General features: G+C 41.0%; 17 protein-coding genes. 8 read left to right on the plus strand and 9 right to left on the minus strand.

The genetic code is table 11. The annotated features are described in order from the left end of the window. Window positions 1-125: 125 nt before the first annotated feature. Complete coding sequence (locus tag AB1A65_RS10805) at window positions 126-1,151, plus strand: GntG family PLP-dependent aldolase (RefSeq protein ID WP_366588833.1); 1,026 nt, start codon at window positions 126-128, stop codon at window positions 1,149-1,151. 128 nt (window positions 1,152-1,279) lie between these two features. On the opposite strand, the gene AB1A65_RS10810 is transcribed toward AB1A65_RS10805, so the two are convergent. After that, on the minus strand, window positions 1,280-1,606 hold the full coding sequence (locus AB1A65_RS10810; RefSeq protein ID WP_366588836.1) for a YbaB/EbfC family nucleoid-associated protein: 327 nt from the start codon (window positions 1,604-1,606) through the stop codon (window positions 1,280-1,282). A gap of 61 nt (window positions 1,607-1,667) precedes the next feature. Between AB1A65_RS10810 and AB1A65_RS10815 the strand changes: the two genes are divergently transcribed. The 3 genes from AB1A65_RS10815 to AB1A65_RS10825 all read left to right on the plus strand — a co-directional run bounded on the left by AB1A65_RS10815 (window position 1,668) and on the right by AB1A65_RS10825 (window position 6,304). Further along, on the plus strand, window positions 1,668-3,806 hold the full coding sequence (locus AB1A65_RS10815; RefSeq protein WP_366588838.1) for a S9 family peptidase: 2,139 nt from the start codon (window positions 1,668-1,670) through the stop codon (window positions 3,804-3,806). A 72-nt stretch (window positions 3,807-3,878) separates the two neighbouring features. After that, window positions 3,879-4,919, plus strand: a complete 1,041-nt coding sequence (locus AB1A65_RS10820; RefSeq protein WP_366588840.1) for a cysteine synthase family protein — start codon at window positions 3,879-3,881, stop codon at window positions 4,917-4,919. A 125-nt stretch (window positions 4,920-5,044) separates the two neighbouring features. Next, window positions 5,045-6,304, plus strand: coding sequence for an aminotransferase class I/II-fold pyridoxal phosphate-dependent enzyme (locus AB1A65_RS10825; RefSeq protein WP_366588842.1), 1,260 nt, complete (start codon window positions 5,045-5,047; stop codon window positions 6,302-6,304). Between the two features lie 65 nt (window positions 6,305-6,369). Here the strand turns inward: AB1A65_RS10825 and AB1A65_RS10830 are convergent, their stop codons facing one another. From AB1A65_RS10830 to AB1A65_RS10845, 4 genes are all read right to left on the minus strand, one after another. After that, window positions 6,370-7,215 (minus strand): hypothetical protein, encoded by an 846-nt coding sequence (locus tag AB1A65_RS10830; RefSeq protein ID WP_366588845.1) that lies wholly within the window; start codon window positions 7,213-7,215, stop codon window positions 6,370-6,372. A gap of 167 nt (window positions 7,216-7,382) precedes the next feature. Further along, the gene (locus tag AB1A65_RS10835) at window positions 7,383-8,744 is read right to left on the minus strand and encodes an amidohydrolase family protein (protein ID WP_366588847.1); all 1,362 of its coding nucleotides are present in this window, start codon (window positions 8,742-8,744) and stop codon (window positions 7,383-7,385) included. 92 nt (window positions 8,745-8,836) lie between these two features. Then, window positions 8,837-9,958 (minus strand): GTP cyclohydrolase, encoded by a 1,122-nt coding sequence (locus tag AB1A65_RS10840; protein WP_366588850.1) that lies wholly within the window; start codon window positions 9,956-9,958, stop codon window positions 8,837-8,839. A 65-nt stretch (window positions 9,959-10,023) separates the two neighbouring features. Then, window positions 10,024-11,010: a transporter gene (locus tag AB1A65_RS10845; protein WP_366588853.1), complete on the minus strand. Its 987-nt coding sequence runs from the start codon at window positions 11,008-11,010 to the stop codon at window positions 10,024-10,026. Between the two features lie 85 nt (window positions 11,011-11,095). On the opposite strand from AB1A65_RS10845, the gene AB1A65_RS10850 reads away from it, so the two are divergent. Genes AB1A65_RS10850 through AB1A65_RS10865 form a run of 4 tightly spaced genes read left to right on the plus strand, consistent with a single transcriptional unit; the run spans window position 11,096 to window position 16,541 of the window. Continuing rightward, window positions 11,096-11,356, plus strand: coding sequence for a DUF4834 family protein (locus tag AB1A65_RS10850; protein WP_366588857.1), 261 nt, complete (start codon window positions 11,096-11,098; stop codon window positions 11,354-11,356). 24 nt (window positions 11,357-11,380) lie between these two features. After that, window positions 11,381-13,813, plus strand: a complete 2,433-nt coding sequence (locus AB1A65_RS10855; RefSeq protein WP_366588860.1) for a YfhO family protein — start codon at window positions 11,381-11,383, stop codon at window positions 13,811-13,813. After that, complete coding sequence (locus AB1A65_RS10860) at window positions 13,813-15,081, plus strand: glycosyl transferase family 1 (RefSeq protein WP_366588863.1); 1,269 nt, start codon at window positions 13,813-13,815, stop codon at window positions 15,079-15,081. Before AB1A65_RS10855 ends, AB1A65_RS10860 begins: the two co-directional genes overlap by 1 nt. Further along, complete coding sequence (locus tag AB1A65_RS10865) at window positions 15,081-16,541, plus strand: polysaccharide biosynthesis C-terminal domain-containing protein (RefSeq protein ID WP_366588866.1); 1,461 nt, start codon at window positions 15,081-15,083, stop codon at window positions 16,539-16,541. Before AB1A65_RS10860 ends, AB1A65_RS10865 begins: the two co-directional genes overlap by 1 nt. Before the next feature lie 51 nt (window positions 16,542-16,592). On the opposite strand, the gene AB1A65_RS10870 is transcribed toward AB1A65_RS10865, so the two are convergent. The 4 genes from AB1A65_RS10870 to AB1A65_RS10885 form a co-directional block, all read right to left on the minus strand. Beyond that, a complete protein-coding gene (locus AB1A65_RS10870; protein WP_366588868.1) occupies window positions 16,593-17,765 on the minus strand; it encodes a hypothetical protein in 1,173 nt (390 codons plus the stop codon). 118 nt (window positions 17,766-17,883) lie between these two features. Continuing rightward, window positions 17,884-19,827 carry an OmpA family protein gene (locus AB1A65_RS10875; protein WP_366588871.1) on the minus strand — a complete coding sequence of 648 codons (1,944 nt, stop codon included), beginning with the start codon at window positions 19,825-19,827 and terminating at the stop codon, window positions 17,884-17,886. 12 nt (window positions 19,828-19,839) lie between these two features. Next, window positions 19,840-20,805 (minus strand): type IX secretion system membrane protein PorP/SprF, encoded by a 966-nt coding sequence (locus tag AB1A65_RS10880; protein WP_366588874.1) that lies wholly within the window; start codon window positions 20,803-20,805, stop codon window positions 19,840-19,842. A 41-nt stretch (window positions 20,806-20,846) separates the two neighbouring features. Further along, window positions 20,847-25,022 carry a gliding motility-associated C-terminal domain-containing protein gene (locus tag AB1A65_RS10885; RefSeq protein ID WP_366588877.1) on the minus strand — a complete coding sequence of 1,392 codons (4,176 nt, stop codon included), beginning with the start codon at window positions 25,020-25,022 and terminating at the stop codon, window positions 20,847-20,849. Between the last annotated feature and the right edge of the window lie 41 nt (window positions 25,023-25,063).

Raw genomic sequence — 25,063 nt, forward strand, 5'->3', positions numbered from 1 at the left:
GAGCAAGTTCAAATTCAAGTACAAGCTCAAGCACAACACTAACTCACACTAGAATTAACATGAAGGGAGATATTTTAATGAATATTGAGGGTAGAATTCTGGTTGTAAACGGAAATTGAACTTTTATGACAATCAATTTAATCAGTGATACGGTCACCAAGCCCACAGCGGGAATGTTGGAGGCCATGATGACTGCCAAGGTGGGGGACGATGTCTTCAAAAACGACCCCACAGTGAACGCATTGGAAGACAAAGTGGCCGATTACTTTGGAATGGAGGCTGCATTGTTTTTTCCGAGTGGCACCATGACCAATCAAACGGCGATTAAACTTCATACCCAACCTGGTGACCAATTGATTTGTGATAAATTCGCCCATGTGTATAATTATGAAGGTGGAGGCGTAAGCTTCAATAGTGGGGTTTCCTGCAAGCTTGTGGACGGTCATCGCGGTATGATGACGGCAAAACAAGTGGAAGAAGCCATCAATCCTCCTGATTTTTACCACAGTCCCTTGACCTCTTTGGTCTGTATAGAAAACACCACCAATAAAGGCGGTGGGGCCTGTTGGGATTTTGAGGAACTCAAAAAAATAAGAAATGTTTGCGATGACCATGGTCTGAAATACCATTTGGATGGTGCAAGACTCTGGAACGCACTGGTGGCCAAAGGAGAAGACCCTAAGGCGTACGGAAACCTGTTTGATACTATTAGTGTTTGTTTGAGCAAGGGCATGGGATGTCCTGTAGGCTCCGTTTTAGTGGGGAGTAAGGATTTGATTGACAAAGCATTGCGAGTTAGGAAGGTTTTAGGCGGTGGAATGCGACAATCCGGGTTTTTGGCAGCAGCCGGAATTTATGCCATAGACCATCATGTGGAGCGATTGGCCGAAGATCATAAAAAAGCGGCTGAAATTGGGGAGTTACTTTCCACTCTGGATTTCATTAAAAAAGTAGAACCCATTGAAACCAACATTATCATTTTTGAGTTGGATGAATCCAAAATAACATCGGCGGATTTTTTAGCCAAACTTACCGAAAACCACATTTCCATTATTGGCATGGGGCAGGGAAAACTGCGTATCGTTACCCATTTGGATTACACAGACGAAATGCACCAGCATTTCCTTAAAATCCTTAAAACAATTGGGTGATTCACTAAAACTGTCACTTCGAGCGCAGTCGAGAAGTTATTAAAAGTTCCTATTTATAAAAAGTCTCGACTGCGCTCGACCTGACAAATTCAAAGTGTCCCCTTGAGGGGACTTTATTATTGGTGTTTTTATTTCATGAAAGCATCCATACCCGGAATATTGGGCATGCCTTCCTTGGCAACAGCGGCCAGTTCGGCTTCATTTACACTGGTAGCCTTTTCAATCGCTTTGTTCAAAGTCAAAACCAGATAATCTTCCATTTGTTCCTTATCCTTCAAAAGGGAATCATCAATACTGATTGATTTAATTTCACGGTTTGCTGTCAAAGTCACTTTTAGTAATCCATCTGAGGATTGCTCATCAATCAGCACCGTGTTTAATCGCTCCTTGGTTTCCTGTACTTTTTTCTGGGTTTCCTTGAGTTTACCCATCATTCCCATGATATCTCCAAACATAGCTGCTATTTTTTGTGTGTAGTTGACTTCAAAAATACTAAATTGGCAGAAATCAAACTGGATGAAACGAAGCAATCCAATCCCTTTTATCCCCATAATATGCCTTATTTTTGCAGGCTCTTGCCAAAACAATAAAGAAGAATTGATGCGAATACAACCCCCTGTGGCCAAAAAGATTCCGACTAAATTGGAAAAACACGGCGATGTACGGATAGACAACTACTATTGGATGAACAATAGGGAAGACGAGGCCGTTATTGATTATCTCAATGCCGAAAACGACTACTACCAAAAGATGACGGCTCATACCAAAAAATTCCAAGACGACCTTTTTTTGGAAATGAAGTCAAGAATAAAAGAAGTTGACTCCTCAGTTCCCTATAAATTGGATGGCTATTGGTATATCAATCGGTATGAAGAGGGTAAAGAGTACCCCATTTATTCTCGAAAGAAAGATAGTCTAGATGCAGCCGAAGAAATCATGTTTGACTGCAATCAAATGGCCGAAGGTCATGAATTCTTCAACTTGAAGGGGATTTCCGTGAGTCCGGACAATACATTGGCCTCTTTTGGAACAGATACGGTTTCTAGACGGCAGTACAATATCCAAATCAAGAATCTGAAAACAGGTGAAATCTACCCTGATATCATTGAAAATACCACAGGAAGTTCAGTTTGGGCCAATGATGGCAAGACCTTGTTCTATGCCAAAAAAGACCCCGTAACGTTGCGTTCTGATAAAATTTTCAAGCATGTATTGGGAACTTCTTCGGAGCAAGACGAGTTAGTGTTCCATGAAAAGGATTCTACCTACAACACCTTTGTCTACAAAACCAAATCCCGGAAATATATTGTAATCGGTTCTGTGAGCACAATGACCACCGAATATAGGACGTTGAATGCGGACGACCCTAATGGTAGTTTTAAAGTGTTTTCTCCGCGTGATTTAGGTGTAGAATATTCCATTGCGCATTATGAGGGTAACTTCTATATTTTGACCAATAGAGATAAGGCCACCAATTTTAAGTTGATGCGAGCTGATGAGAGAAACACCGAATCAGAACATTGGGAAGAATTCATTCCCCACAGGCAAGATGTTTTATTGGAAGATGTGGAGATTTTTAGGGACTACTACGTGGTTTCTGAGCGGGAGAACGGACTTAATCAAATGAAGATATCCCGCTGGGATGGCACAGAAAGCTATTATTTGCCTTTTAACAGTGAAACCTATGTTGCTGGAGCATCAGTGAATTTGGATTTTGATACCGATGAGCTTCGGTATTATTATAATGAAATGGGGGCGCCCTATACCATCATTGATTTTAATATGAAGACCCGAACCAAAAAAGTGTTAAAAGAACAAGAGGTTTTGGGCGGAAAGTTCAATAAAGAGAATTATAAAACCGAGCGTTTGTGGGCTCCGGCCCGTGATGGCAAAAAAGTGCCTATTTCTTTAGTGTATCGAAAAGACACACCGTTGGATGGCTCAAGCCCACTGTTTCAATATGCTTATGGCTCTTATGGTAGTACTATTGACCCTTATTTTTCTTCGGTTCGATTAAGTTTGTTGGATAGGGGCTTTATCTACGCCATCGCGCATGTGCGAGGAGGGGAATATTTGGGGAGACCTTGGTATGAAGATGGAAAACTCTTCAATAAAAAAAATACGTTCACTGATTTTATAGATTGTTCTAAATTTTTGATTGAACAGAACTATACCAGTCCAGAGCATTTGTACGCCAGTGGCGGTTCTGCTGGCGGACTTTTAATGGGGGCAATAGTCAATATGGCTCCTGAGCTGTATAATGGCATTATTGCAGAAGTGCCATTTGTAGATGTGGTCACAACCATGTTGGATGATTCCATACCACTGACCACTGGAGAATATGACGAATGGGGAAATCCGAATGACAAGGAGTATTACGATTACATCAAATCCTATTCCCCCTACGACAATGTTGAGGCCAAGGCATATCCTAATTTATATGTATCCACGGGGCTACACGATTCACAGGTGCAATACTGGGAACCAGCAAAGTGGGTAGCTAAATTAAGGGAGTTTAAGACCGATGACCATCTCCTATTTTTAGACACCAATATGGATGCTGGGCATGGTGGGGCGTCAGGAAGATTTGAAGCTTTAAAGGAAACCGCAAAAGAATATGCGTTTATTTTAGACCTAGAAGGCAAAACCCATTAAAAATAAAATGCTATTTTTGTGCCGAATGAACTTTTGTACGTACTAAAATTCATTCCTTACCTAATACCAGTTATGAAAAAACAGATAAATGCGTGCAGCAATATCCTTGACTTAATTGGAAACACCCCCTTAGTTAAGCTTAACAAAATCGCCGCCCCCCTTACCGGAAATTTTTATGCCAAATTGGAATGCTTTAATCCAGGCCATTCCTCAAAAGACAGAATTGCAGTCTATATCATTGAGGAAGCAGAACGTAGAGGCATTCTAAAACCGGGTAGCACCATCATTGAGACTACTTCTGGAAATACAGGGTTCAGTTTAGCTATGGTGAGTATTGTAAAAGGTTACAAGTGTATTTTGGCCGTTAGTTCAAAATCATCACCAGATAAGATAGATATGCTGCGTTCCATGGGTGCCAAGGTATATGTATGCCCGGCCCACGTTAGCGCAGATGACCCCAGATCATATTACGAGGTGGCCAAGCGTTTGCACAAGGAAACAAAGGATTCCATTTATATCAACCAATATTTTAATGAACTCAATATAGAGGCCCATTACCAGACCACCGGTCCTGAGATTTGGGAGCAAACCAACGGAAACATTACTCATTTGGTGGCGTGCAGCGGTACCGGAGGTACCATCTCAGGGATTGCCCGATATTTAAAGGAACAAAACCCAGAAATTAAAGTATTGGGGGTTGATGCCTATGGCTCAGTACTTAAAAAATATCACGAAACAGGGGAGTTTGACCATAATGAGGTATATCCCTATCGCATTGAGGGGTTGGGCAAGAACTTGATTCCAGCTGCTACAGATTTCAACACCATTGATCGCTATGTAAAGGTAACCGATGGCGAAAGTGCCCACATGGCCCGTAAAATAGCCCATTCTGAAGGGATGTTTGTTGGATATACCAGTGGTGCTGCCATGCAAGCCTTGTATCAATTGAACACCGAAGGTGAATTTACAGAGGATAGTAACGTCATCGTTATTTTCCCAGACCATGGTTCAAGATACATGAGTAAGGTTTACAGCAATGAATGGATGGATAACCAAGGTTTTTTCGATATTAAGAATGCCGAAGTACCTGAAAAGATTGAGTATATCAAGTAGAAGAGACATACAGGTTATAAATGCAAAACGACAATGGTTTTCATTGTCGTTTTTTTATGTGAAAAAATCGTTATGCGAGGTTCACAAAAATCTATACTTTTGCATTTGAATCAATTTTAAGGTAGATGAGAGATTTATTTGATAGGATCATTGAGAACAAGGGTCCGTTGGGAAAATGGGCATCACAAGCTGAAGGTTATTTTGTATTTCCAAAATTGGAAGGTCCCATCTCAAACAGAATGAAATTTCAAGGAAAGGATGTAATTACATGGAGTATCAATGATTACTTGGGGCTGGCCAATCTACCTGAAATCAAAAAAGTTGATGGTGATGCAGCCTACGAACACGGCTCAGCCTACCCTATGGGAGCTCGAATGATGAGCGGACACACCGACTATCATGAGCAACTGGAACGAGAATTGGCCGAGTTTGTCCACAAAGAAGCTTCGTATCTGTTAAACTTCGGTTATCAAGGTTTTATGTCTGTGATTGACGCTTTGGTGTCCAAAGACGATATTATTGTATATGATGTTGACTGCCACGCCTGTATTATTGATGGTGTTCGACTTCACATGGGGAAACGTTTCACCTTTAAGCACAATGACCCAGAAAGCCTTGAGAAAAACTTGGAGAGGGCCACAAAAATGGCCAATGAGACCGGTGGTGGTATTTTGGTGATTTCCGAAGGTGTTTTTGGAATGCGAGGTGAGCAAGGCATTCTCAAAGAAATTGTTGAGCTGAAGAAAAAATTCAAGTTCAGGTTGTTGGTAGATGATGCCCATGGTTTTGGAACCCTTGGTAAAACAGGTGCTGGAGCAGGTGAGGAGCAAGGTGTGCAAGATGGGATTGATGTCTACTTGGCCACTTTTGCCAAATCAATGGCAGGAATTGGCGCTTTTGTTGCTGCAGATAAGGAAATCATAGAATACTTAAAATACAATCTTCGGTCGCAGATGTTTGCCAAATCGCTTCCCATGGTCTACGTAAAAGGAGCCTTGAAGCGTTTGGATATGTTGCGCACTATGCCAGAATTAAAGGCCAAACTTTGGGAAAACGTAAATGCATTACAAAATGGACTTCGTGAGCGTGGCTTTGACCTTGGAACAACATCCAGTTGCGTTACCCCGGTATATTTAAACGGTAGTATTCCTGAAGCCATGGCCTTGGTAAAGGATTTACGTGAAAACTATGGTATTTTCTGTTCCATTGTGGTCTATCCGGTAATTCCGAAAGGATTGATTTTGCTGCGCTTGATTCCTACGGCTACGCATACTATGGAAGATATTGCTGAGACCTTGGATGCTTTTTCGTCTATTAGGGAACGATTGCAAAATGGTACCTACAAGCGACTTTCGGCTGCGGTTGCTGCGGCTATGGGGGAGTAGAAACTGTAAAGGTTACAGAGAAACCGCTGCAAATTTAGCGTAGCAATTTTATTCACATAGATTTTTTAATTGCAGAATACTTTATTTCGCTGCAGGGCATATTGGGTATTTCCCCTTCGCCATCTCCCTTGTTTAATATCGTTGATATTGAACGGGTTTACATTGGACTCTCCATTATAATACTGTAGATAGACCGCTGGTTGACCTTGATAGGAAACCAATTTCCAAAATCCTGAATTACTACCGCTGGAAACACCCTGCGCATTACCACCGTAATCACCTTCCACGCTGAAAGAGCCATCGTAATTTATGGTAAAGGTTCCATTGGCACAGAAATTCATATAAGTGATAGAACTAGCGGTATTATCATTTACATAAGATGTTCGCTGGTAAAAAACCAGTTGGCTTCCCGCGACAATGGTAAAAACTTCTTGATTGTTCAAATCGGGGTAAGGAGAAGTTACAACTAAATCCCCATTTGCTATGGTGTTACCAGCGGTGGTATCAATACCAGGTATGTTATTTACACTACCTGCTCTACCATAATCAACCATATAAGGCGTTAGATCAAATTCGCCCAAGCTATGCTGATATGATGTTTTGAAAAAGATTTCATTGAGTCCAACCGCGGTTAGAGCCATACTCGCTTCGTTCAATTGTGCACCAAAATCTATGGGGCCGTTCAATCCAAAAATTTGACCTTGCAGATTGTTTGCGGATTGTATGGCACGAAGAGCAAAACTTGTCCCTTCCGTGGCCATCATGCCATGTATTTCATCACCAACCCGTTTAAACTGTAATGAAACACTATTGTCTTGATTCATAAAAGTCCCGGTAAAGTCAGCGGTTTGGGCATGTATTGAAATTCCCGTCAATAATAGGACAATAGGAATATACAGTCTGAATTTCATAGCATGGGGTATTTTTCTAAATATCAGCTTTATACAAAAGGTAAACATGAAACTATGTATAATATAACCAAAACATAGCATAATTGGTCCGGAAAACTGTGTGGATGCAAAGCATGGTCTGAATTTCAAATGAAATTCTGGCTCAATAAAGAGATCAGAAAACGCTATTACTTGTTTTCGAATCGCTTTTGAACCACACCATTCTTTAAAATCGTGTTGATGGAAAGTGTATTGCTAATGGATTCCAACGGATTTTCATCCAAAATGATGATGTCCGCAACTTTGTCAACTTCAATAGAACCCAATTGGTTAGCAACACCCAACATTTTGGCTGCATTTAATGTTCCCATTGTAATGATATCCAATTTTGAGATTCCACCCATTTCCATGAGCTGCATTTCTTCGTGAAGGCTATAACCGGGAAAGTTAAAATCATTTCCTGTATCCGTCCCCAAAACCATATTAAAACCTTTGTTATATAGATATTGAATATCTTTTGCTTGCGGCACTATAAAGGATGATAAACTGTTATCACTCAACCCATACTCACTCATTAAAACATTCACGTAAATATTGGCACGGGCAACCTGTCCTGTGGTAATCTCCTTGGCTACTTGCTGATATTCAGGAAGCATTGCTTCATTCTTAAACCATTCTGGATGTAAAGGATATAAAAAGGACTTATCGATCATCAAGGTGGTAACCCAAGAAGGGTCCTGCTTCTTAAATTTTTGTAGAAGCTCAAGATGTCTTTCATTGGAGGGGTCAATGTTCACACCTGTATAATGGACTAGATTTTGCACGCCGGCATTAATGGCTATCTCCAACTCTGTATTATCGCTGACATGGGCAAACACCTCCAAATTATATTTGGCCGCTTCTTTAACTGTTTTATTTACGAATTCTTGAGGTATCCGTTCCACAAAAGGGGGAGCTGGACCATCTTCAATAGTGAGTTTAATGCCAACAATTGGATTTTTTGATACCCGCTCTACCAATTCTTCAATCTGAGCGGTGTCTTTCAGATAAAAAATGGACTCACCATCTCGCCAATTGGGACTTGTATAGGTTTTGGAAGGATGTCTACCCTCCATAGAAAAATGCTGGCTGGTATGAAATATCCGTGGTGCTGGAATAGAATCCTGTTCTCCTTGTTTGCGCATTTCGGCGTAATATTCATCTGTACATAAACTTCCACCCGTTATGAAAATTGATGTAACCCCGTAATGCATAAATCTGGGAAAATCTCGATTATAGTCCGCAGTGTGGGTGTGGCAGTCAAACAACCCTGGAATAAGAAATTTGCCCGTTCCATTGATATGTTTAGCACCATCACCGGATAACACACTATCTAGGGCAACAATTTTTCCATCCTTGATGCCAATGGAAATCCCTTCCCGCATCGGTTTTCCGGTTCCATCAATAAGATTGATGTTCGATATGACATGATCATAGGCAATTGTAGCTTCAGTTTCGGATTTACATCCCCAAATACAAGCAATGGCAATACAGACGAAAAAGTGTTTCATGGGTTTAGTGAGCTAAATAGGGGGGAAGTGCACTAAATTTCAGCAAATATTACCACAAAACAAAAGTTCTACAGCGTTTTGTAGATAGGAAACTATTTTAATTCCTTTCTGTACGTTCTGCGCCGCTTGTGGGTCACAGGGTTAAAATGCTTCCACATCTGTCTAATGGCCACGTTGTCCTCCAATTCAGGCGTACGGATACAATTTACAATTCCCTTTTCTTTGAATGTGTGGTAATATTCATTGAAAATAATGGCTGTTACTCCTTTGTTCTGATAGTTGGGATGGATGCCTATCAAATAAAAAATGACATCCTTACTCTGTTTTTTTGCCTTCAACAAATGGAATATACCTGTAGGGAACAGTCGTCCATTGGCTTTTTGCAACGCCTTGGAAAAGGAGGGCATTACAATGGCAAACGCCACCAAATTATCCTTGGAATCCACCACAAATTTGATGTACTCCGGATTGATGAAACTGATATATTTCTTTTTGAAATATTCCTTTTGAATATCAGTGATTTTTACAAATGAAGATAATTTTGCATAGCTCTCATTAAAAAGGTCGAACATCTTATCCACCCAAGGCATAATCTCCTTACTGTTCGTAAAGTTCATTTCCCTAAGTCCATAGCGCTTTTTTACCAGCAGATTGGCCTTTGCAAATAATTTTGGGTCCGCGGCAGCAGCCAAGAACTTGTTTTCCAGATATTCCTTTTCCTTTACAAAACCATGTTTTTCATAATGGGACTGATAGTATGGATGATTGTACCAAGTAATCATGGTGCCGATATGATCAAACCCTTCTATTAAAACACCTACTTTATCCAAGTTGGAAAAACCAACCGGGCCCTCCATGTACTCCAATCCATGTTCTCTCCCAATCTCAGCAACTTTGTCCAGCAAGGCTTTGGAAACTTCAAGGTCATCGATAAAATCAAACCAACCAAATCGCATTTTCTTCACCTGTTGCTCGTTCACCTCCAACCAGTTGATGATGGCAGCAATGCGCCCCACAATCTCAGTACCTTTATAGGCAAGATAAAATTGGGCTTCCGCATTTTTAAAAACAGGGTTTTTAGTTTCATCAAAGGATGTCATTTCATCTTTAATGATAGGGGGTACCCAATATTGTGAATTTTTATAAAGGGAAAAGGGAAATTTTACAAAGCGTTTTAAATCCGCTTTTGATTGAACCTGTTTGATGGTGACCATACATCATTATTTACAGGTCAATATTAACAATATTAGGTGCAGCATGAAAGTGTTGGGCGAAAAACTTAGAAATCAATTTCATCTTTGTTTTTTTTCTTCCGCTTTTTTGATTTTTTCTTATTGGAGTTGCGCTTTATTTTTCCGTTGGAATTGCCACTGCTCATGGGGTCAATGGTCTTAAAGCTATCTTTATGAAAATCCAGGCGGTAAGAAGCACCAAGCACCACAAAGAGTCGCGAAGGGTCGTTTTTAAACCCTGAGCCCATGTGTAAATCCACTTGAAAATCAGGACTCAGCAAACGGGCCACCCCGGTGCGTAGAATGACATCTGAATAGCGATCCCCTGAAATTCCCTGTCCTTCAAAAAAGATGCTCCATCTGGGATCTCTAAGGGCATGCGAAAGGGAAAGTGCGTACCGCCATTCTGGAAAATCAGTTCCAATCCGATCATAGGCAACATTGGAAATCAATACAAACCTTGGCGAAAGTCTGCTTTGCGTGGCTACCGCTCCTCGGTACGAGGTTGTAGGTTCCCCAGGATAAAACGGGTTATCACCCAAAACAAAATTCACTCCACCATACAAAGAAACGGCTGGAATCAAGTTTTTCCATTGGAACAGGTTGTTGGCCCGCCAACTGTACAAATTTGGTTTATTGCGTTCTGGGTTTTTATAGGGGTCGTAAACAAGATATTTTACACCAAGTCTGTTTCTGGAAAAATCAGCTAGTTTTCCTTCAATGCCAAAATCAGGATAGTTGATGTTCTGCTTCATAAAGGAACCCTCCCAATTAATTTCCAACTCTTCAAAAAACAGTCCGTATCGCAAAGCCATATCAGTTCCAAAAATATTGGAGTCGGAATTCAAATCTACATTGTCCTGTTGCTCATAAAACAACCCCACTTCAGCCTGAACCACATTTTTTCCTACCGAATAAGCACTGACGGCCCTACCTGGTCTGTTAGAATTAATGACATCGGTGTATTGGGCGTTCAGAAAAAGAGGTGCAAGAACAAGAAAGAAAAGGGTCTTTTTGAAAAAGGAAAAATCCATATAACTGATTTTAATAGTATTTTAAGATACGTTTGGGCGTTTTGTGCTACTTACAATGTAATTTTGATACAATAGTTAAGGTCATATGGTTGTACTACAAACGATATTACTCCTAATATTAGTATACTACGCGGCGAAATTACTGCTGAAGTGGTTGGCTCCGAGATTGCTCAATTACGCCATGAGGAAAACAGAGGAGCGTTTTGGTCAGCAGTTTGGTAATTATCAGGATTTTGGACAAGAGACCCGAGAAGAAGGGAACACCACAATTTATAAGAAGCCTACCCGAAAATCCAATCCTTCAAAAAAAGTTGGAGAATACATAGATTTTGAGGAAATTGACTAATATTTGTCTTTTCAAAACCTATCCATGAATTTTTCTCCAAAAGCCATAATCACCCACACTTGTGTCATTGGTTTATTTCTGCTTGCCTCGCTGGTTTATTTTTATCCTGTTTTGCAGGGCAAGGCCATTTTTCAGTCTGATATTGCCCAATATAAAGGGATGGCCAAGGAGCGGGATGATTTTAAGGAGCTTACAGGTGAAGAATCGTACTGGACCAATAGCGCTTTTGGCGGGATGCCGACCTATCAATTAGGGGCGAACTACCCGAATGACTATATCAAAAAACTTGACCGTCTCATTCGGTTTTTACCGAGACCTGCCGACTATCTTTTTCTTTATTTTATTGGATTTTACATTCTCTTACTTTGCCTAAAGGTCGATTTTCGGCTGGCGGCATTGGGCGCGTTGGCCTTTGGCTTTTCCACCTATCTCATCATTATTCTGGGGGTAGGGCACAACGCAAAAGCCCATGCTCTGGGATATATTCCCATGGTTTTGGGAGGTATAGTGCTCGTTTTTCGAAAGAAATATTTGCTCGGGTTTATTTTAACGGCTTTGGCCATGGCCCTGGAAATTAGCGCCAATCACTACCAGATGACCTATTATTTTATGCTATTGGTGTTGATTCTGGGATTGGTACAGTTGATTTATGCCATCAAAAACAAAAAACTAAAACACTTTTTCCTTTCAGTGGGAATCTTAATCGGTGCAGTTGCCCTTTCCATTGCCGCCAATGCCACTGGATTGATGGCCACCAAGGAGTATGCTGATTGGAGCACCCGGGGAAAATCAGAATTGACCATCAACCCAGATGGTACGCCAAAGGAAATATCCAATGGATTGGACACGGAATATATCACCCAATACAGTTATGGGATTGCAGAATCGTTGAACCTATTCGTACCACGACTTTTTGGCGGTTCAGGGAATGAAGATCTTGGAAAGAATTCAAAAGCCTATGAGTATTTGGTGGGGCAAGGTCTTTCTCCATCCAAGGCCATGGAACTTTCCAACGGCTTGCCCTTGTACTGGGGAGAACAACCTATAGTGGCAGGTCCTGCGTATGTGGGAGCCATCGTATTTTTTCTGTTTGTGCTAGGCTTGTTTCTGGTAAAAGGAAAACACAAATGGTGGCTCTTGAGCGGTGCCGTATTGTCGCTATTGCTTTCTTGGGGAAAGAATTTCCCTGTACTGACCAACTTTATGATCGACTATTTCCCTCTTTACAACAAATTTAGGGCCGTGTCTTCCATTCAGGTGGTATTGGAATTGTGTCTTCCAGTGTTGGGCATCTTGGGATTACGACAACTATTCAAAAAATCTGTGGATTCAAAAGAGAAGCTGAAAGCACTTAAACTCTCATTCTTTATTTCTGCGGGATTGGCTGCTTTCATCTTCATTCTAAAAGCTTTCTTTGATTTTGATGGCATGCGGGATGAGATATACCGTGGCTACTTTGGCGATGAACTCATGACCATGATCCAACGAGATCGTGAGGCTGTGTATGTAAGTGATACTATCCGTTCATTGATATATGTGACCTTGGCCGCAGTGGCACTATGGTTTTTTGTAAAGGAAAGGGTAGGAAAGAATGCCATAGTGCTCATCTTGGGTGGGTTGGTGTTATTTGATTTGGTGGGTGTGGCACTACGCTATGTGAATGAGGACGATTTTGTACGTCAACGTCAAATCAATGAACCTTTTCAGGCAAGTCAATTAGACCAAGCCCTGCAAGAGGACAATTCCATTTACAGGGTTTTTGACCCACAAGAGGGATTGAACGGGGCCAGGACTTCCTACTTCCACAACTCCATTGGGGGGTATCACGCTGCTAAACCTAGAAGCATTCAAAACTTGTTTGAGTATCACCTATATCAAAACAATTTGCAGGTATTGAATATGTTGAATGTAAAATATGTGCTTCAACAAGATGAGGAGGGAAACAGTGTGCCTGCTGTAAATGATGATGCCAATGGCAATGCTTGGTTTGTGGAGCAGCTGCTGCCGGTATCATCCGCTAATGAAGAAATTGAGGCCTTGAAAGATTTTAATTCGAAGTCCCAAGCAGTTGTTAATACAAAAATGTACCCTCGTTTGACCAAACTTCGTTACCAAACGGATTCCTTGGCTCAGATTAATTTGGTAGACTATCGCCCAAATTACTTAAAATATGAATCAAGCAATGGCAATGAAGGTTTCGCGGTCTTTTCTGAAATGTACTATCCTTCTGGTTGGCATGCATATATTGATGGTATTCCAGAGCAACATTATAAGGTGGATTATGCATTGCGAGGCATAAAAGTTCCATCTGGCCAACATGTAATCGAGTTCAAGTTTGAGCCTCAAGTGGTTGAAACAGGAAGTAAAATTACTTTGGCAGCCTGTATTTTGTTGGGCTTGATTATAGTGGGTGGCGTAGGATATTCCTTTGTTCCGAAAAAATCCAAAGAATCCTGATGCAAAAAGTCTTGGTCATAACATACTATTGGCCTCCAGCTGGAGGACCAGGGGTACAGCGATGGCTAAAATTCACCAAGTATTTGCCGGAGTTTGGGTTTCAGCCCATAGTATATATGCCTGAAAATCCGAGCTATCCCATTGTGGATGAAAACCTTATTAACGAAATTCCAGAAGACATTCAGATTTTAAAGCAACCTATCCAAGAACCCTATGGATGGGCAAGTTTATTATCAAAAAAGAAAACCAAAACCATAAGTTCTGGGATAATCCAGGAAAAGAACCCTTCATTTTTGGAAAAGGTATTGCTTTGGATTCGGGGTAATTTTTTCATTCCAGATGCGCGTAAAAGTTGGGTAAAACCATCAATCAGCTATTTGACCAAGGTAATTTCTGATGAGAATATTAAAACCGTTATCACTACTGGGCCACCCCATAGCCTGCATTTGATAGGTTTGGGGTTGAAAGAGAACTGTTCCATACAATGGATTACTGATTTTAGGGATCCATGGACCTCCATAGGCTATCATAAAAAACTGCGACTTTCCAAGTCATCCCAAAGAAAACACAAGCAGTTGGAAGCCAAAGTTTTGAATACGGCAGATAAAATTGTAGTGACCAGTAATCTAACCAAACAGGAGTTTGAGACCATCACAGATAAACCTATTAAAGTAATTACCAATGGCTACGATGATAAGTTAAAACCGGTGCCTTCGGATTCAGGTTTTACGATTTCGCATATGGGTTCTCTGTTGACAGGTCGAAATCCCATTACACTCTGGAAAGTCATTCAAGAATTGGTTCAAGAGAATGAAGTGTTTAAAAATGCAGTTCAAATTCAATTGGCCGGGGTAGTGGGGGAAGAAGTGTTGCAATCCATTACCGAATATGGGTTGGAATCATATGTAAAGTCCCTTGGGTATTTGTCCCATGACGACGTCTTGGAGGTACAGCAAAAATCACAGGTATTGTTGTTGCTGGAAATAGATTCCGAAGAAACCAAGGGAATCATCCCTGGAAAACTATTTGAGTATTTGAATGCCAAGCGACCTATATTGGCCATAGGCCCGGAAGGCTGGGAAGCTGGAAAACTGGTAATCCAAACCCAATCGGGCAATGTATGCACACAAAATGATTCAAAGTGCTTAAAAAATGTACTTTTGGATTGGTTCAAAAGCTATGAGAACGGAGAACTTCGCTGCAATTCGGTAGGAGTGGAGCAGTTTCACCGAAAAGCATTGACCGAAAGCTTGGCTAAATTCATCTAATGGGAGTCGTTTTAAAACAATCCATACAAAATGTTGTGGTCACCTATCTAGGTTTTTTGTTTGGTGCAGTGAACACCCTGTTTCTGTACACCACGATTTTGGAGGATGAATATTACGGATTGGTCACCTTTATTTTGGCATCAGGCGCCATTTTAATGCCGTTGATGGCTTTTGGTGTTCATAATACCTTGGTGAAATTTTACAGCAATTACGGAGAGGATGATAAAGATTCTTTCTTGAGCTTTATGCTCATAGTGCCACTTCTAGGAATTGTTCCAGTGGCCTTGATTGGGGTCTTTTTTTACGAACCATTGGGAAATTTAGTGTCCCAAGTCAATCCCATCGTAAAAAACTATCTATGGTATGTTTTTTTTGTGGGTCTGGCCATGGCTTATTTTGAGGTGTTTTTTGCTTGGTGCAAAGTACATTTAAAATCGGTGTTCGGTAATTTTATGAAGGAGGTCTTTGGCCGGATAGGTGTAACCCTCTTGCTCATCCTATTCTATTTTGATATTGTTTCCTTGGACCTGTTCTTTAAGCTTTTGGTTGGCTTGTATCTGTTGCGAACTGTGATTATTAAAATTTATGCATACTCGTTGCGCTTTCCAAAGTTGAATTTTAAGTTTCCCTCCAATTCCAAAGAAATCTTGGCGTATTCCTTTTTGATTATCTTGGGCGGTTCGGCTGCACTGATACTCTTGGAGATAGACAAGGTGATGCTCAATCAGTTTGTCGATATAGAAAATGTGGCATATTATGGGGTCGCGGTATATATTGCTACTGTGATTATTGTACCCTCAAGGGCCATGCATCAAATCACCTATCCATTGACTGCAGAGCAATTGAATTCAGGGAACCATTCAGGTTTGAAGGGTTTATATCAAAAAACCTCCTTAACACTTTTTATTGCTTCGGGGATTTTGTTTGTGCTGATCATATTGAATTTGAATGACCTGTATCTCTTGTTGCCCGAAGCCTACCGAAGTGGCTATACCATTGTCTTTTTGGTAGGATTAGCCAAAGTGTTCGATTCGCTTTTGGGAAACAATAACTCCATCCTGTTCAATTCAAAATACTACAAAACAGTACTAATGTTTGGGGTTTGCTTGGCTGCATTGACCATAGTATTGAATTATTTACTGATTCCCGTTCTTGGTTTAGAGGGGGCTGCATTGGCGAGTTTCATTTCTATTTTCATATTTAACCTGACCAAAATTGTTTTTGTACAACAAAAATTTGGAGTCCAGCCTTTTACCAAAGCAACCTTTAAGGTTTTGGCGGTTTTGGTTTTGCTTGCTGTTTTGTTTGATATGCTTCAATTCCCATTTCACCCTATTTTGAACATTCTATTGAAATCAGCCTTGATTGTGGTTATGTACCTTGGCATTTTGTATAGATTTGACATTTCCGAGGATGTTTCTGGAATATTATCTAAATGGTTGAAAAAGAAAACCCCGTAGCGGATAAATCCAACTACGGGGTAAACAACTAACCAACCTAAAAACTATCGTTTAATTCTTTCTTGAACTTCTGCTATATCTAGCGTTGCTGTTTCCTCTGCTTGAAGAAGTTCTTGTGCTTCGTTCTACGGTTTTTCTGGAACTACTGCGGTTTACAGTGGTTCTTTTTGGCACATTACTTTTTCTAACAACAGACCTACTTGAATTACTTTTGTTATCAGGTCTTTTGTAGGTGGTCGTAGTGCGCGACACCGTTTTACGATTAGGTGAGGAGGTAACTTCTCTTTTGGTAACCGTCTTTCTATCCGGTGTGCGCGTTACCCTTTTTTGGGTCACAGTTCTATTACCTCTCGATGCACCTTCTGATTTTCTATAGGTATTACTCTGTCTAACGCTCCTTTGTGGCGTAGCTTGTCTTTTTACACTACTATTGGAACGATATATATTGGGGCTACCTTTTCTATCATTGTTTCTAGCAACAGTTCTATTACTTCGACCATAATCTTGGTTTGAACGTCTAATGCTACGATTATCATGGACACTTACCCTATTGTCGTTTCTATAGATATTTTCCCTTCTATACCTATTGTCATTTCTATACACTTTACCAATTCTGGCATATGCCCTTCTTTGGTTATGTCGGTAAGGAGCGTAATAGGTGTACCTGACAGGACTATAGTACCTTCTATAAGGTCTTGCATATACGTTACAGAATCCAACTGCAGGTCTAATAAAATACCTGTGAAAAGGCCGGTATACGTAGTGTCTGTTATAGATGTTGATAAATCCAGTATAGTGACTAAACGCACCACCGTTATAGTAAACATGCAATCCACCAATTCTACGGACCCTACCATTGTTGTACCAGATATTTACGTTTCCAATCTGTGATACACGACCATAATAATCATAAAAGATAGGGGTGTTTTCAACTTGAATTACAGCTCCGTAGTCATCATATTGTACAAAAGGGTTGTAGTTATACCCTGAGTTAAAGGTGATACCCACGTTTCCTATTTGGGCACCAACGCCAACGTTTACCCTATTGTCCATATAGAAATCAAACTCTCCATCTGGGTATACTGAAAAAGTTACACCATCTTCAACGAAGATAAATGAGTTTCCATATCTCGTGGTCATGGCCACATTATCATCCAATTTGGCGGCTTGGGCACCTATGGTACCGAAAGCGACCGCTGCTATAAAGAGTACTAACTTTTTCATACTACTAGGTTTAAGGTTCTAGATGTACTTATTTACATCCACCTAACAAGTAGCAATCAGCGTGCCAAAAATTCAAATAACAACGTAAATACCTAATATTCAATAAATTAAATATGTTTTAATTCTGAACAATCATAAATACCGACCTTCTATTAAGTTGATGTTCTTCTTCTGAACAGTCAATACCATTGGAGCAATGATTCAGTAATTTACTTTCTCCATATCCTTTGGCCGAAAGTCTATTTCGGGAAATTCCCTTGTTGACCAGCCATTCCAAAGTGGCTTGTGCCCTTCGTTCAGAAAGTCTTAGATTAAATGTGGCACTTGACCTGGAATCGGTATGGGATTCAATGTGGATGGAAAGTTCTGGATACGCTTTCATGGCTTGTAAAATTTTGGCAAGTTCCACTTCGGCATCTTGCCTTATTTTGTGTCTGCCATAATCAAAATAAATAGGTTGAAGATTCAATTTACACCCCAAGTCATTTGGCGCACAATCTGGTGGGTAGAGTTGCAAGTCCACTTTCATATTGGCATTATCCCCAGCAATTAGTATGGATTTTTCTGTGGGCTCGTAGTCCTTATCAGATAATTCTCCGCGGATTCCATAGCGTTTATAGCAGTCCGTAATATTATCAAATTCATAAACCCCTGCAACATCTGAAGTGGTCTGAGCCACTATAGTATTGTCTTCATCCAACAAAGAGACCTGTGCTCCTTGCAATGGGCTGTTGGTTTTTGCATCAGAAATGACTCCCTGAATCGCTTCTACGCTACACGATTTTTTAAATCTGTATATATCATCGGAAGCGCTACCTTCATTACCATTTCGGTTGGAAGAGAGAAAACCTATTTGTTTTTCTTCATCTATGATAAGTCCAAAGTCATCCTTACTGGAATTGATGGGCTTTTTTAAATTCGTTACTTTTTGATAGGCTCCATTTTTATCCAAAGAGACCACAAACATGTCCAGACCACCTAGTCCCAAATGTCCATCACTGGCAAAGTAAAGGTTATTGTTCTTACTTACGAAGGGAAAGGTTTCCCGTGCCTCAGTATTGATTTCTTGGCCAAGGTTTATTGGTTTTCCAAAGGAACCGTTAGAGTCAATTTCAACATACCAAATATCGGATTCCCCTAGGGTTCCCTCCATGTTGGAAGAAAAATACAAGCGTTTTTCATCTGGACTGAGGCTAGGATGAGCCACAGAGTAGGCATCATTGTTAAAAGGCAGTTCCTGTATATTTGACCAAGTCCCTTTCTTATTTTTCTCAGCTTTATATATTTTAAGGGTGATTTCTCTCTGCTCATTTATTTTGCGCTTGCCATTGATGTAATTATTTCTTGTAAAGTATACTGTATTGCCATCCTTGGTAAAGGCTGCGGTGGACTCGTGGTATGGGGTGTTTATTTCACCTTTGAGTGGCACAGGGTTTTTTATATTGAAAGCTGAGTCCAATTCCGCTTCATATAAGTCCAAATATTTTAATCCAGTCCAAGTATGAATTTTACGGCCTTCAGTGTTTTTGGATGATGATGCGTATACCAACTTATCTTGATAGAATGAAGGGCCAAAATCAGAGCCAGACATTCCCGGGGTGATATTGACCACCTCTATTCTTTTGGATTCATTGTCCACAAGACTGTCTAGCGCAGGGTAGCTATCCATAAAATTCTGGGCCAAACTTGTGGTCGACGACTTTGAAGCGAATATGCCCATCATTTTTTTTGAAAGGTGATATTCGCCTATACTTTTAAAAGTCTGTGCCGCCCTGTAGTAATATTCAGGTTCTAACTGGGCTGCATAGTTGTCAACCAATTTTTTGTACCATTTGGCTGCATCGGCATATTCACTATTAAAGTAATAAGTATCGCCCAACTTCTTGTATATCTGGGCAGATTCATATCCGTTCTCAACAACTTTTAAGTAAATCTGCCTCGCGTCAATATAGGCATAGGCTTCAAAGACCTCATCTGCCTTTTTTATGTCGCTTTTTTGCCCATGTAATCCCACAGCGAAAAGTCCTAGAAATACAAATACTATTGAAAATTTTGTCGACATTATCATTCAATTTTAAAAGAACCTTGGAGTTAGAACCCTGTCCAATCTGTTAAAGACATCAAACCGGATAAAGACCTCATAGGAACCATTGCTATAATCCTCGATTGCCGTGGATTGATAATCGTAGGCTACTCCGATAAATAAAGATCGAGAAACTTGAAATCCTGCCAATGCACTTATCGATGCGTTCCATCGGTATGAAGCACCCAATGCCAATTTCTCATAAATCAGGAAATTGGCGGAAGCATCCCATTGCAATGGAGCTCCACTTACAAACTTGGCCAATGTGGCGGGTTTAAACTTTAGGTTTGGGGATAGGTCAAAAACGTATCCCATAATATAGAAGTAATGGAGTCTTTCAACCGCAATACCTTCTATATCTTCGTTTTCAAGCGAACTTTCATCAAAGTGTTTTGAGTTTAAAAAGTTGGGTACGGAAACCCCAGCATAAAATTTTTCAGTCCTATAATAAATCCCTGCACCGACTTGCAGATTGATTCTTTGATCTACATTGTTTTGAAGCAGCGCATCGGTTTCATCTTCTGGGTTGAGTCGGGTATAATCCACATCCAGCATATCCACTCCAGCTTTTAATCCAAAAGATAACTTACTTATAGTATAGGGTGCCATATTAATGGAATAGGAATAGTCCACTACCGCATTGGATTCTACCGCTGGACCAATTTGGTCATGTACAATGGAAAGGCCCAAGCCCATATTCCTGTAGATTCCCGTAGGAAAATTTACAGTAAAGGTTCCTGTTTGGGGCGAACCGTCCAAGCCCACCCACTGTGTTCTGCCAAGTACTCCAAAACTCAGTACTTCCCGAGAACCGGCATAAGCTGGATTGACAACTTGGGTGTTGTACATATATTGCGTGTATTGCGGGTCCTGTTGGGCCTGAACAACTGCTGTAGACAGTATTGTAAGAATTAGGCATGCCCACTTTACTGCTTTAAAATTTAAGGTCAAAGTCATTTTATAGGATTTGCTCCGGTTCCCAGTAAATGTGTGTTTACTCATTCTTGGCTTATATATAAGTATCCTGAATAGTTTTCCTGTCCCGGATTGGTGCCGCTAAAGGTTAATGTGTAGAAGTAGGTGCCACTTGGCAAGGCTCTTTCTTTGGCAATGGTTCCCTGTCCTTGGGATTGACCATTAAAACGTGTGCTTACAGAGCCATAACTTTCAGCCTCATAGACCAGTACGCCCCATCTATTGAAAATTCGCAATACATTATTGGGATAGTTTTCTATGCCATCAATTTGGAAAAAGTCGTTTTTACCGTCTCCGTTGGGAGTTAAAGCATTGAAGATTTCAAAATTGGGATCTACAGGATTTGTTGGGTCGATACAACCATCTGAAATGGGTGTGGTAACCTCGTTTGAAGTCGCTGATACTACATTGTTGGAAATTTGTTCCAAAGCCTCTACCTGCGCTTGATTGACAACGAAACCTGAATCAATATCTGTCTGGGTTATGGTATACTGCGCCTGAAAGTTCCAGATTTCATTTATGGAAAGAACACCGTCACTGTTCAAGTCGTTTCCTTGAAGTGGGCCTGTGATGGTAGTGCTATCCAATGCGTTATCAATGACAGCGACCTGATATAGATTAATGGTACCGGTATTTTGAACCCTAAAGTTGTATTGTATGGTTTCAGCACATGCATCTCCATCAAGATCAACTAATTGGGAGGACTTCTCCAATGCTATGCCTGACATGGCAATACACGCCCCAGCTACCGAAGTAATGGTACTGTCATCCTCATTGAAACTGTTATCATCTGAAAAGTCAGAGACTGCGTTGCCTGAAACCACCGCAATGGCTGTTACCTCAGCTTGGTTGGTAACCATTCCCAAATCAATATCCATTTGATTAATAGGGTATTGGGCTTGGAATATCCACGTCTCATTGGGAGATAAAATGGCATCGTTGTTAATGTCATTCCCGGGCAGTGGTCCGGTTATGCTACCTTGTACCATGCTATCACTTAAAACTACTTGCTCAAGAGCTATTGATCCTGTATTGGTCAAAGTGAAGGTATATTGAATGGTCTCTGGGCAACCATCCCCGTTTAAATCCAACAGGGACCCACCAGTGGCTTTAATAAGACCAATCCTAGCTTGACTCACACATGCACCAACCGTTGATGTTAAGGTCTGATCATTTTCTGCGAAGCTGTCATCGTCCGATAAGTCAGAGACCTGATTGTTGGTTCCTACCTCCATGGCGGTAACTTGAGCCTGATTTATTACTTGTCCAGCATCTATATCTGATTGGGAAATGGGATAGAATGCCTCATAGGTCCAAGTTTCACCAGTGGAAAGTATACCATCCATATTGGTATCGCTTCCAGCAACAGGGCCATTAATTTGACCACCAAGAATAGGGTCGTTTAGGGTTAGCTGTTCCAAATCGATAACACCTGTGTTGGAAACAGTGAATTCATAACCAATGGTTTCTGGGCAATTGTCTCCATCGAGGTCCAACAGCCCCCCAGTAGTAGTTTTGATGAGACCAATATTGGCTTGGCTTACACAAGCATCAACGGTAGAAGTTATAGTTTGGTCATTTTCTATAAGACTGCTATCATCTGAAAAATCTGAGATTTGATTGCTGGTTCCAACTTCAACGGCGCTAACTTCTGCTTGATTGACCACTTGCCCGGTATCCAAATCGGGTTGGGAGATGGGGTAGTATGCTTCATAGGTCCATGTTTCACTGGTAGATAGTATGCCATCCTCACCCGTATCGCTTCCTTGAATAGGTCCAGAAACTTCTCCTCCCAAATTGGGGTCGTTGAGCACAATTTGTTCCAAATCAAGGGCCCCTATGTTAGAAAGTGTGAAGGTATATTGTATGGTCTCAGGACAACCGTCGTTGTTAAGGTCCAATAAAGGACTGTTTGCAGTTTTTATCAGCCCTATATTGCCTTGACCAACACATGCACCTGCTGTGGAGGTAATGGTTGCATCATTTTCGTTAAAGCTATCATTATCGGAAAGGTCGGATACGGGATTATCTGAAATTTGTTCTTGGGCCGTTACGGTAGCCTGATTCGAGACTTGACCTGCATCAATATCCTGCTGGGATATAGGATAAAAGCCCTCATAGGTCCATGATTCGTTAATGGAAAGTATGCCATCATTGCCATCATCGGTTCCCTGCATGGGCCCAACAACTTCTCCACCCAGATTGGGATCATTTAAGATTACATTGTCCAGTATAACATTGCCGGTATTGGCCACTGTAAAGGTGTATCTGATGGTTTCCGGACAAGTATCTCCATCTAAATCCAAAAGCCCTCCGGATGCAGATTTTATCAATCCTATTTCTGCTTGCGGTAAACAGGCCCCGATGGTTGAGGCGACTGTTTCACGATTTTCAATAAGGTTACTGTGATCAGAAATATCGGAGACTGGGGAGTTTGCAATAATCTCATTGGCCGTAACTGTAGCCTGATTGGTTACTTGGCCAGCATCTAAATCTGGTTGGGTCAAGGGATAAAAAGCCTCGTACGTCCAAGTTTCCCCAACCGATAATATATCATCATTGTTGCCGCTAGGAATAGGACCATTGATGGGCCCACCCAACAAGGGGTCATCCAAGACAACGTTTCTTAGGTCCATACCGCCCGTATTCGTTACCGTAAATCCATAGTGTAAGGTTTCTGGGCAACCATCACTGTCCAGATCTACCAAAAAGTCACCTGGGTTTGCCCCCGTGTTTTTAATAAGCGCAATGCCGGGTGGTGCGCAATATCCAGAGGTTTGTTCGATGGTGGCATCGTTCTCATCAAAACTGTTGTCATCGGAGTGATCGAACAGGTAAATATCAAAATTTACAATTTTGGCTGATACGATGGCATCGTTACTGACCGAACCATTTATAATGTTTGTTGGCGTTACTGCATACTGCGCCTCATACGTCCATTCCTCACTTACAGCAAGAACATCATCACCATTGCCATTGCTTATCAATGTGGGGGCTACGCCGCCCAAGAGGTCATCGGTCAACTCAACTTCTTCCACATCCACATCCCCAACATTTCGTAAAGTGAACGTATACAATATAGTTTCGGGGCAGCCATCATTATTTGTATCTAATGGACTGGCAGTTTTTACCAATCCTATTCGTGCAAAAGCTCCTGTACAGACCTCATCATAGGGGGCCGTTGTTTCGTCATCCCTTCCCGGTCCACTTCCAAAAGTTCCTTCACCTAAGTTTTGGCCATTATTATCATTATCTGAAAGGTCAGATACCTGAATCCCCAGGTTTCGAGTCTCTCCAAATACAGTGGCTTGATTTACAATGGTTCCTGACTGATTAAGATCGGCAGAAAACAGTGCTTGATATTGCCATTGTTCACCTGGAGCTAAAATCCCATCATTTTCAGGGTCAGAAGCAGGTGTTGGTCCAGGAATTGTTCCTCCCAATAAGCCATCTTCCAAAACAATGTTCTGCAAGTCAAGATTTCCAAGGTTTCTCACGGTAAAGGTATACAGGAAGTTTTCGGCACAGGAAGGGTTTTCTCCATCCAAATCAACATACTCCCAGCCTTTGACTAATCCTATTTCTGGATTTCGGCAAGCGGTAAGATCTACAATAGTGGGGGCATCATCATTAGGGTCTGAGGGGTGGGACATATCCCCCACCGAGATACCTTGACCTTGCACATCCGCATTGACATTTGCCGCCATTTCACCAAACGAGCCACTTTCCAAATCATTTTGGGTAATGTTGTAATTGAAATTGAACGTCCAGGTTTCTCCAGGAGAAAGAATGCCGTCAGGGTTGATGAGTGGGGTATCACCAGAAAAATTACTAGGATCAGGACCGGCAATAATGCCACCCAGATCTGTATCGGTTATAACAACATTGACAAAAGATTCCCCATTGGTACTCTGATTTCTAATAGTATAGGTGAATGGGATATCACCACAATCTGATCCATTGAGTACAGGTGCAGATTTTACAATAGAGATAAGGGGAACATATAAATCATCCCCTATTTCGGGTCTTACTGTCGTGTAATTGTCGGCATGGTACAAATCGTTTTCTTCAATGGGGGCTTTTTTACCCAGGATTGGATTATCAGGTAATAGTTGGCATACAAGAATGGTAAGAGCCCCTACAAAGAGAGCAATAGCAAAGCTTTTTCCTTTTTTTATAGGTAGTGAATCAAGTAGCATAGGGGGTTGGTTCTGTAAAAGTTGTTATCATATACGGGTTA

The sequence above is a fragment of the Allomuricauda sp. ANG21 genome (assembly GCF_040705235.1).
Classification (GTDB): Bacteria; Bacteroidota; Bacteroidia; order Flavobacteriales; family Flavobacteriaceae; genus Flagellimonas; species Flagellimonas marina.

Excerpts from the sequence above, each read along its gene's own strand:
- AB1A65_RS10870 (WP_366588868.1), bottom strand. The coding sequence starts at position 17,765 with ATGAAAAAGTTAGTACTCTTTATAGCAGCGGTCGCTTTCGGTACCATA.
- AB1A65_RS10825 (WP_366588842.1), top strand. The coding sequence starts at position 5,045 with ATGAGAGATTTATTTGATAGGATCATTGAGAACAAGGGTCCGTTGGGA.
- AB1A65_RS10885 (WP_366588877.1), bottom strand. The coding sequence starts at position 25,022 with ATGCTACTTGATTCACTACCTATAAAAAAAGGAAAAAGCTTTGCTATT.
- AB1A65_RS10880 (WP_366588874.1), bottom strand. The coding sequence starts at position 20,805 with ATGACTTTGACCTTAAATTTTAAAGCAGTAAAGTGGGCATGCCTAATT.
- AB1A65_RS10855 (WP_366588860.1), top strand. The coding sequence starts at position 11,381 with ATGAATTTTTCTCCAAAAGCCATAATCACCCACACTTGTGTCATTGGT.
- AB1A65_RS10835 (WP_366588847.1), bottom strand. The coding sequence starts at position 8,744 with ATGAAACACTTTTTCGTCTGTATTGCCATTGCTTGTATTTGGGGATGT.
- AB1A65_RS10860 (WP_366588863.1), top strand. The coding sequence starts at position 13,813 with ATGCAAAAAGTCTTGGTCATAACATACTATTGGCCTCCAGCTGGAGGA.
- AB1A65_RS10845 (WP_366588853.1), bottom strand. The coding sequence starts at position 11,010 with ATGGATTTTTCCTTTTTCAAAAAGACCCTTTTCTTTCTTGTTCTTGCA.
- AB1A65_RS10850 (WP_366588857.1), top strand. The coding sequence starts at position 11,096 with ATGGTTGTACTACAAACGATATTACTCCTAATATTAGTATACTACGCG.
- AB1A65_RS10820 (WP_366588840.1), top strand. The coding sequence starts at position 3,879 with ATGAAAAAACAGATAAATGCGTGCAGCAATATCCTTGACTTAATTGGA.
- AB1A65_RS10815 (WP_366588838.1), top strand. The coding sequence starts at position 1,668 with ATGAAACGAAGCAATCCAATCCCTTTTATCCCCATAATATGCCTTATT.
- AB1A65_RS10840 (WP_366588850.1), bottom strand. The coding sequence starts at position 9,958 with ATGGTCACCATCAAACAGGTTCAATCAAAAGCGGATTTAAAACGCTTT.
- AB1A65_RS10810 (WP_366588836.1), bottom strand. The coding sequence starts at position 1,606 with ATGTTTGGAGATATCATGGGAATGATGGGTAAACTCAAGGAAACCCAG.
- AB1A65_RS10830 (WP_366588845.1), bottom strand. The coding sequence starts at position 7,215 with ATGAAATTCAGACTGTATATTCCTATTGTCCTATTATTGACGGGAATT.
- AB1A65_RS10865 (WP_366588866.1), top strand. The coding sequence starts at position 15,081 with ATGGGAGTCGTTTTAAAACAATCCATACAAAATGTTGTGGTCACCTAT.
- AB1A65_RS10875 (WP_366588871.1), bottom strand. The coding sequence starts at position 19,827 with ATGTCGACAAAATTTTCAATAGTATTTGTATTTCTAGGACTTTTCGCT.
- AB1A65_RS10805 (WP_366588833.1), top strand. The coding sequence starts at position 126 with ATGACAATCAATTTAATCAGTGATACGGTCACCAAGCCCACAGCGGGA.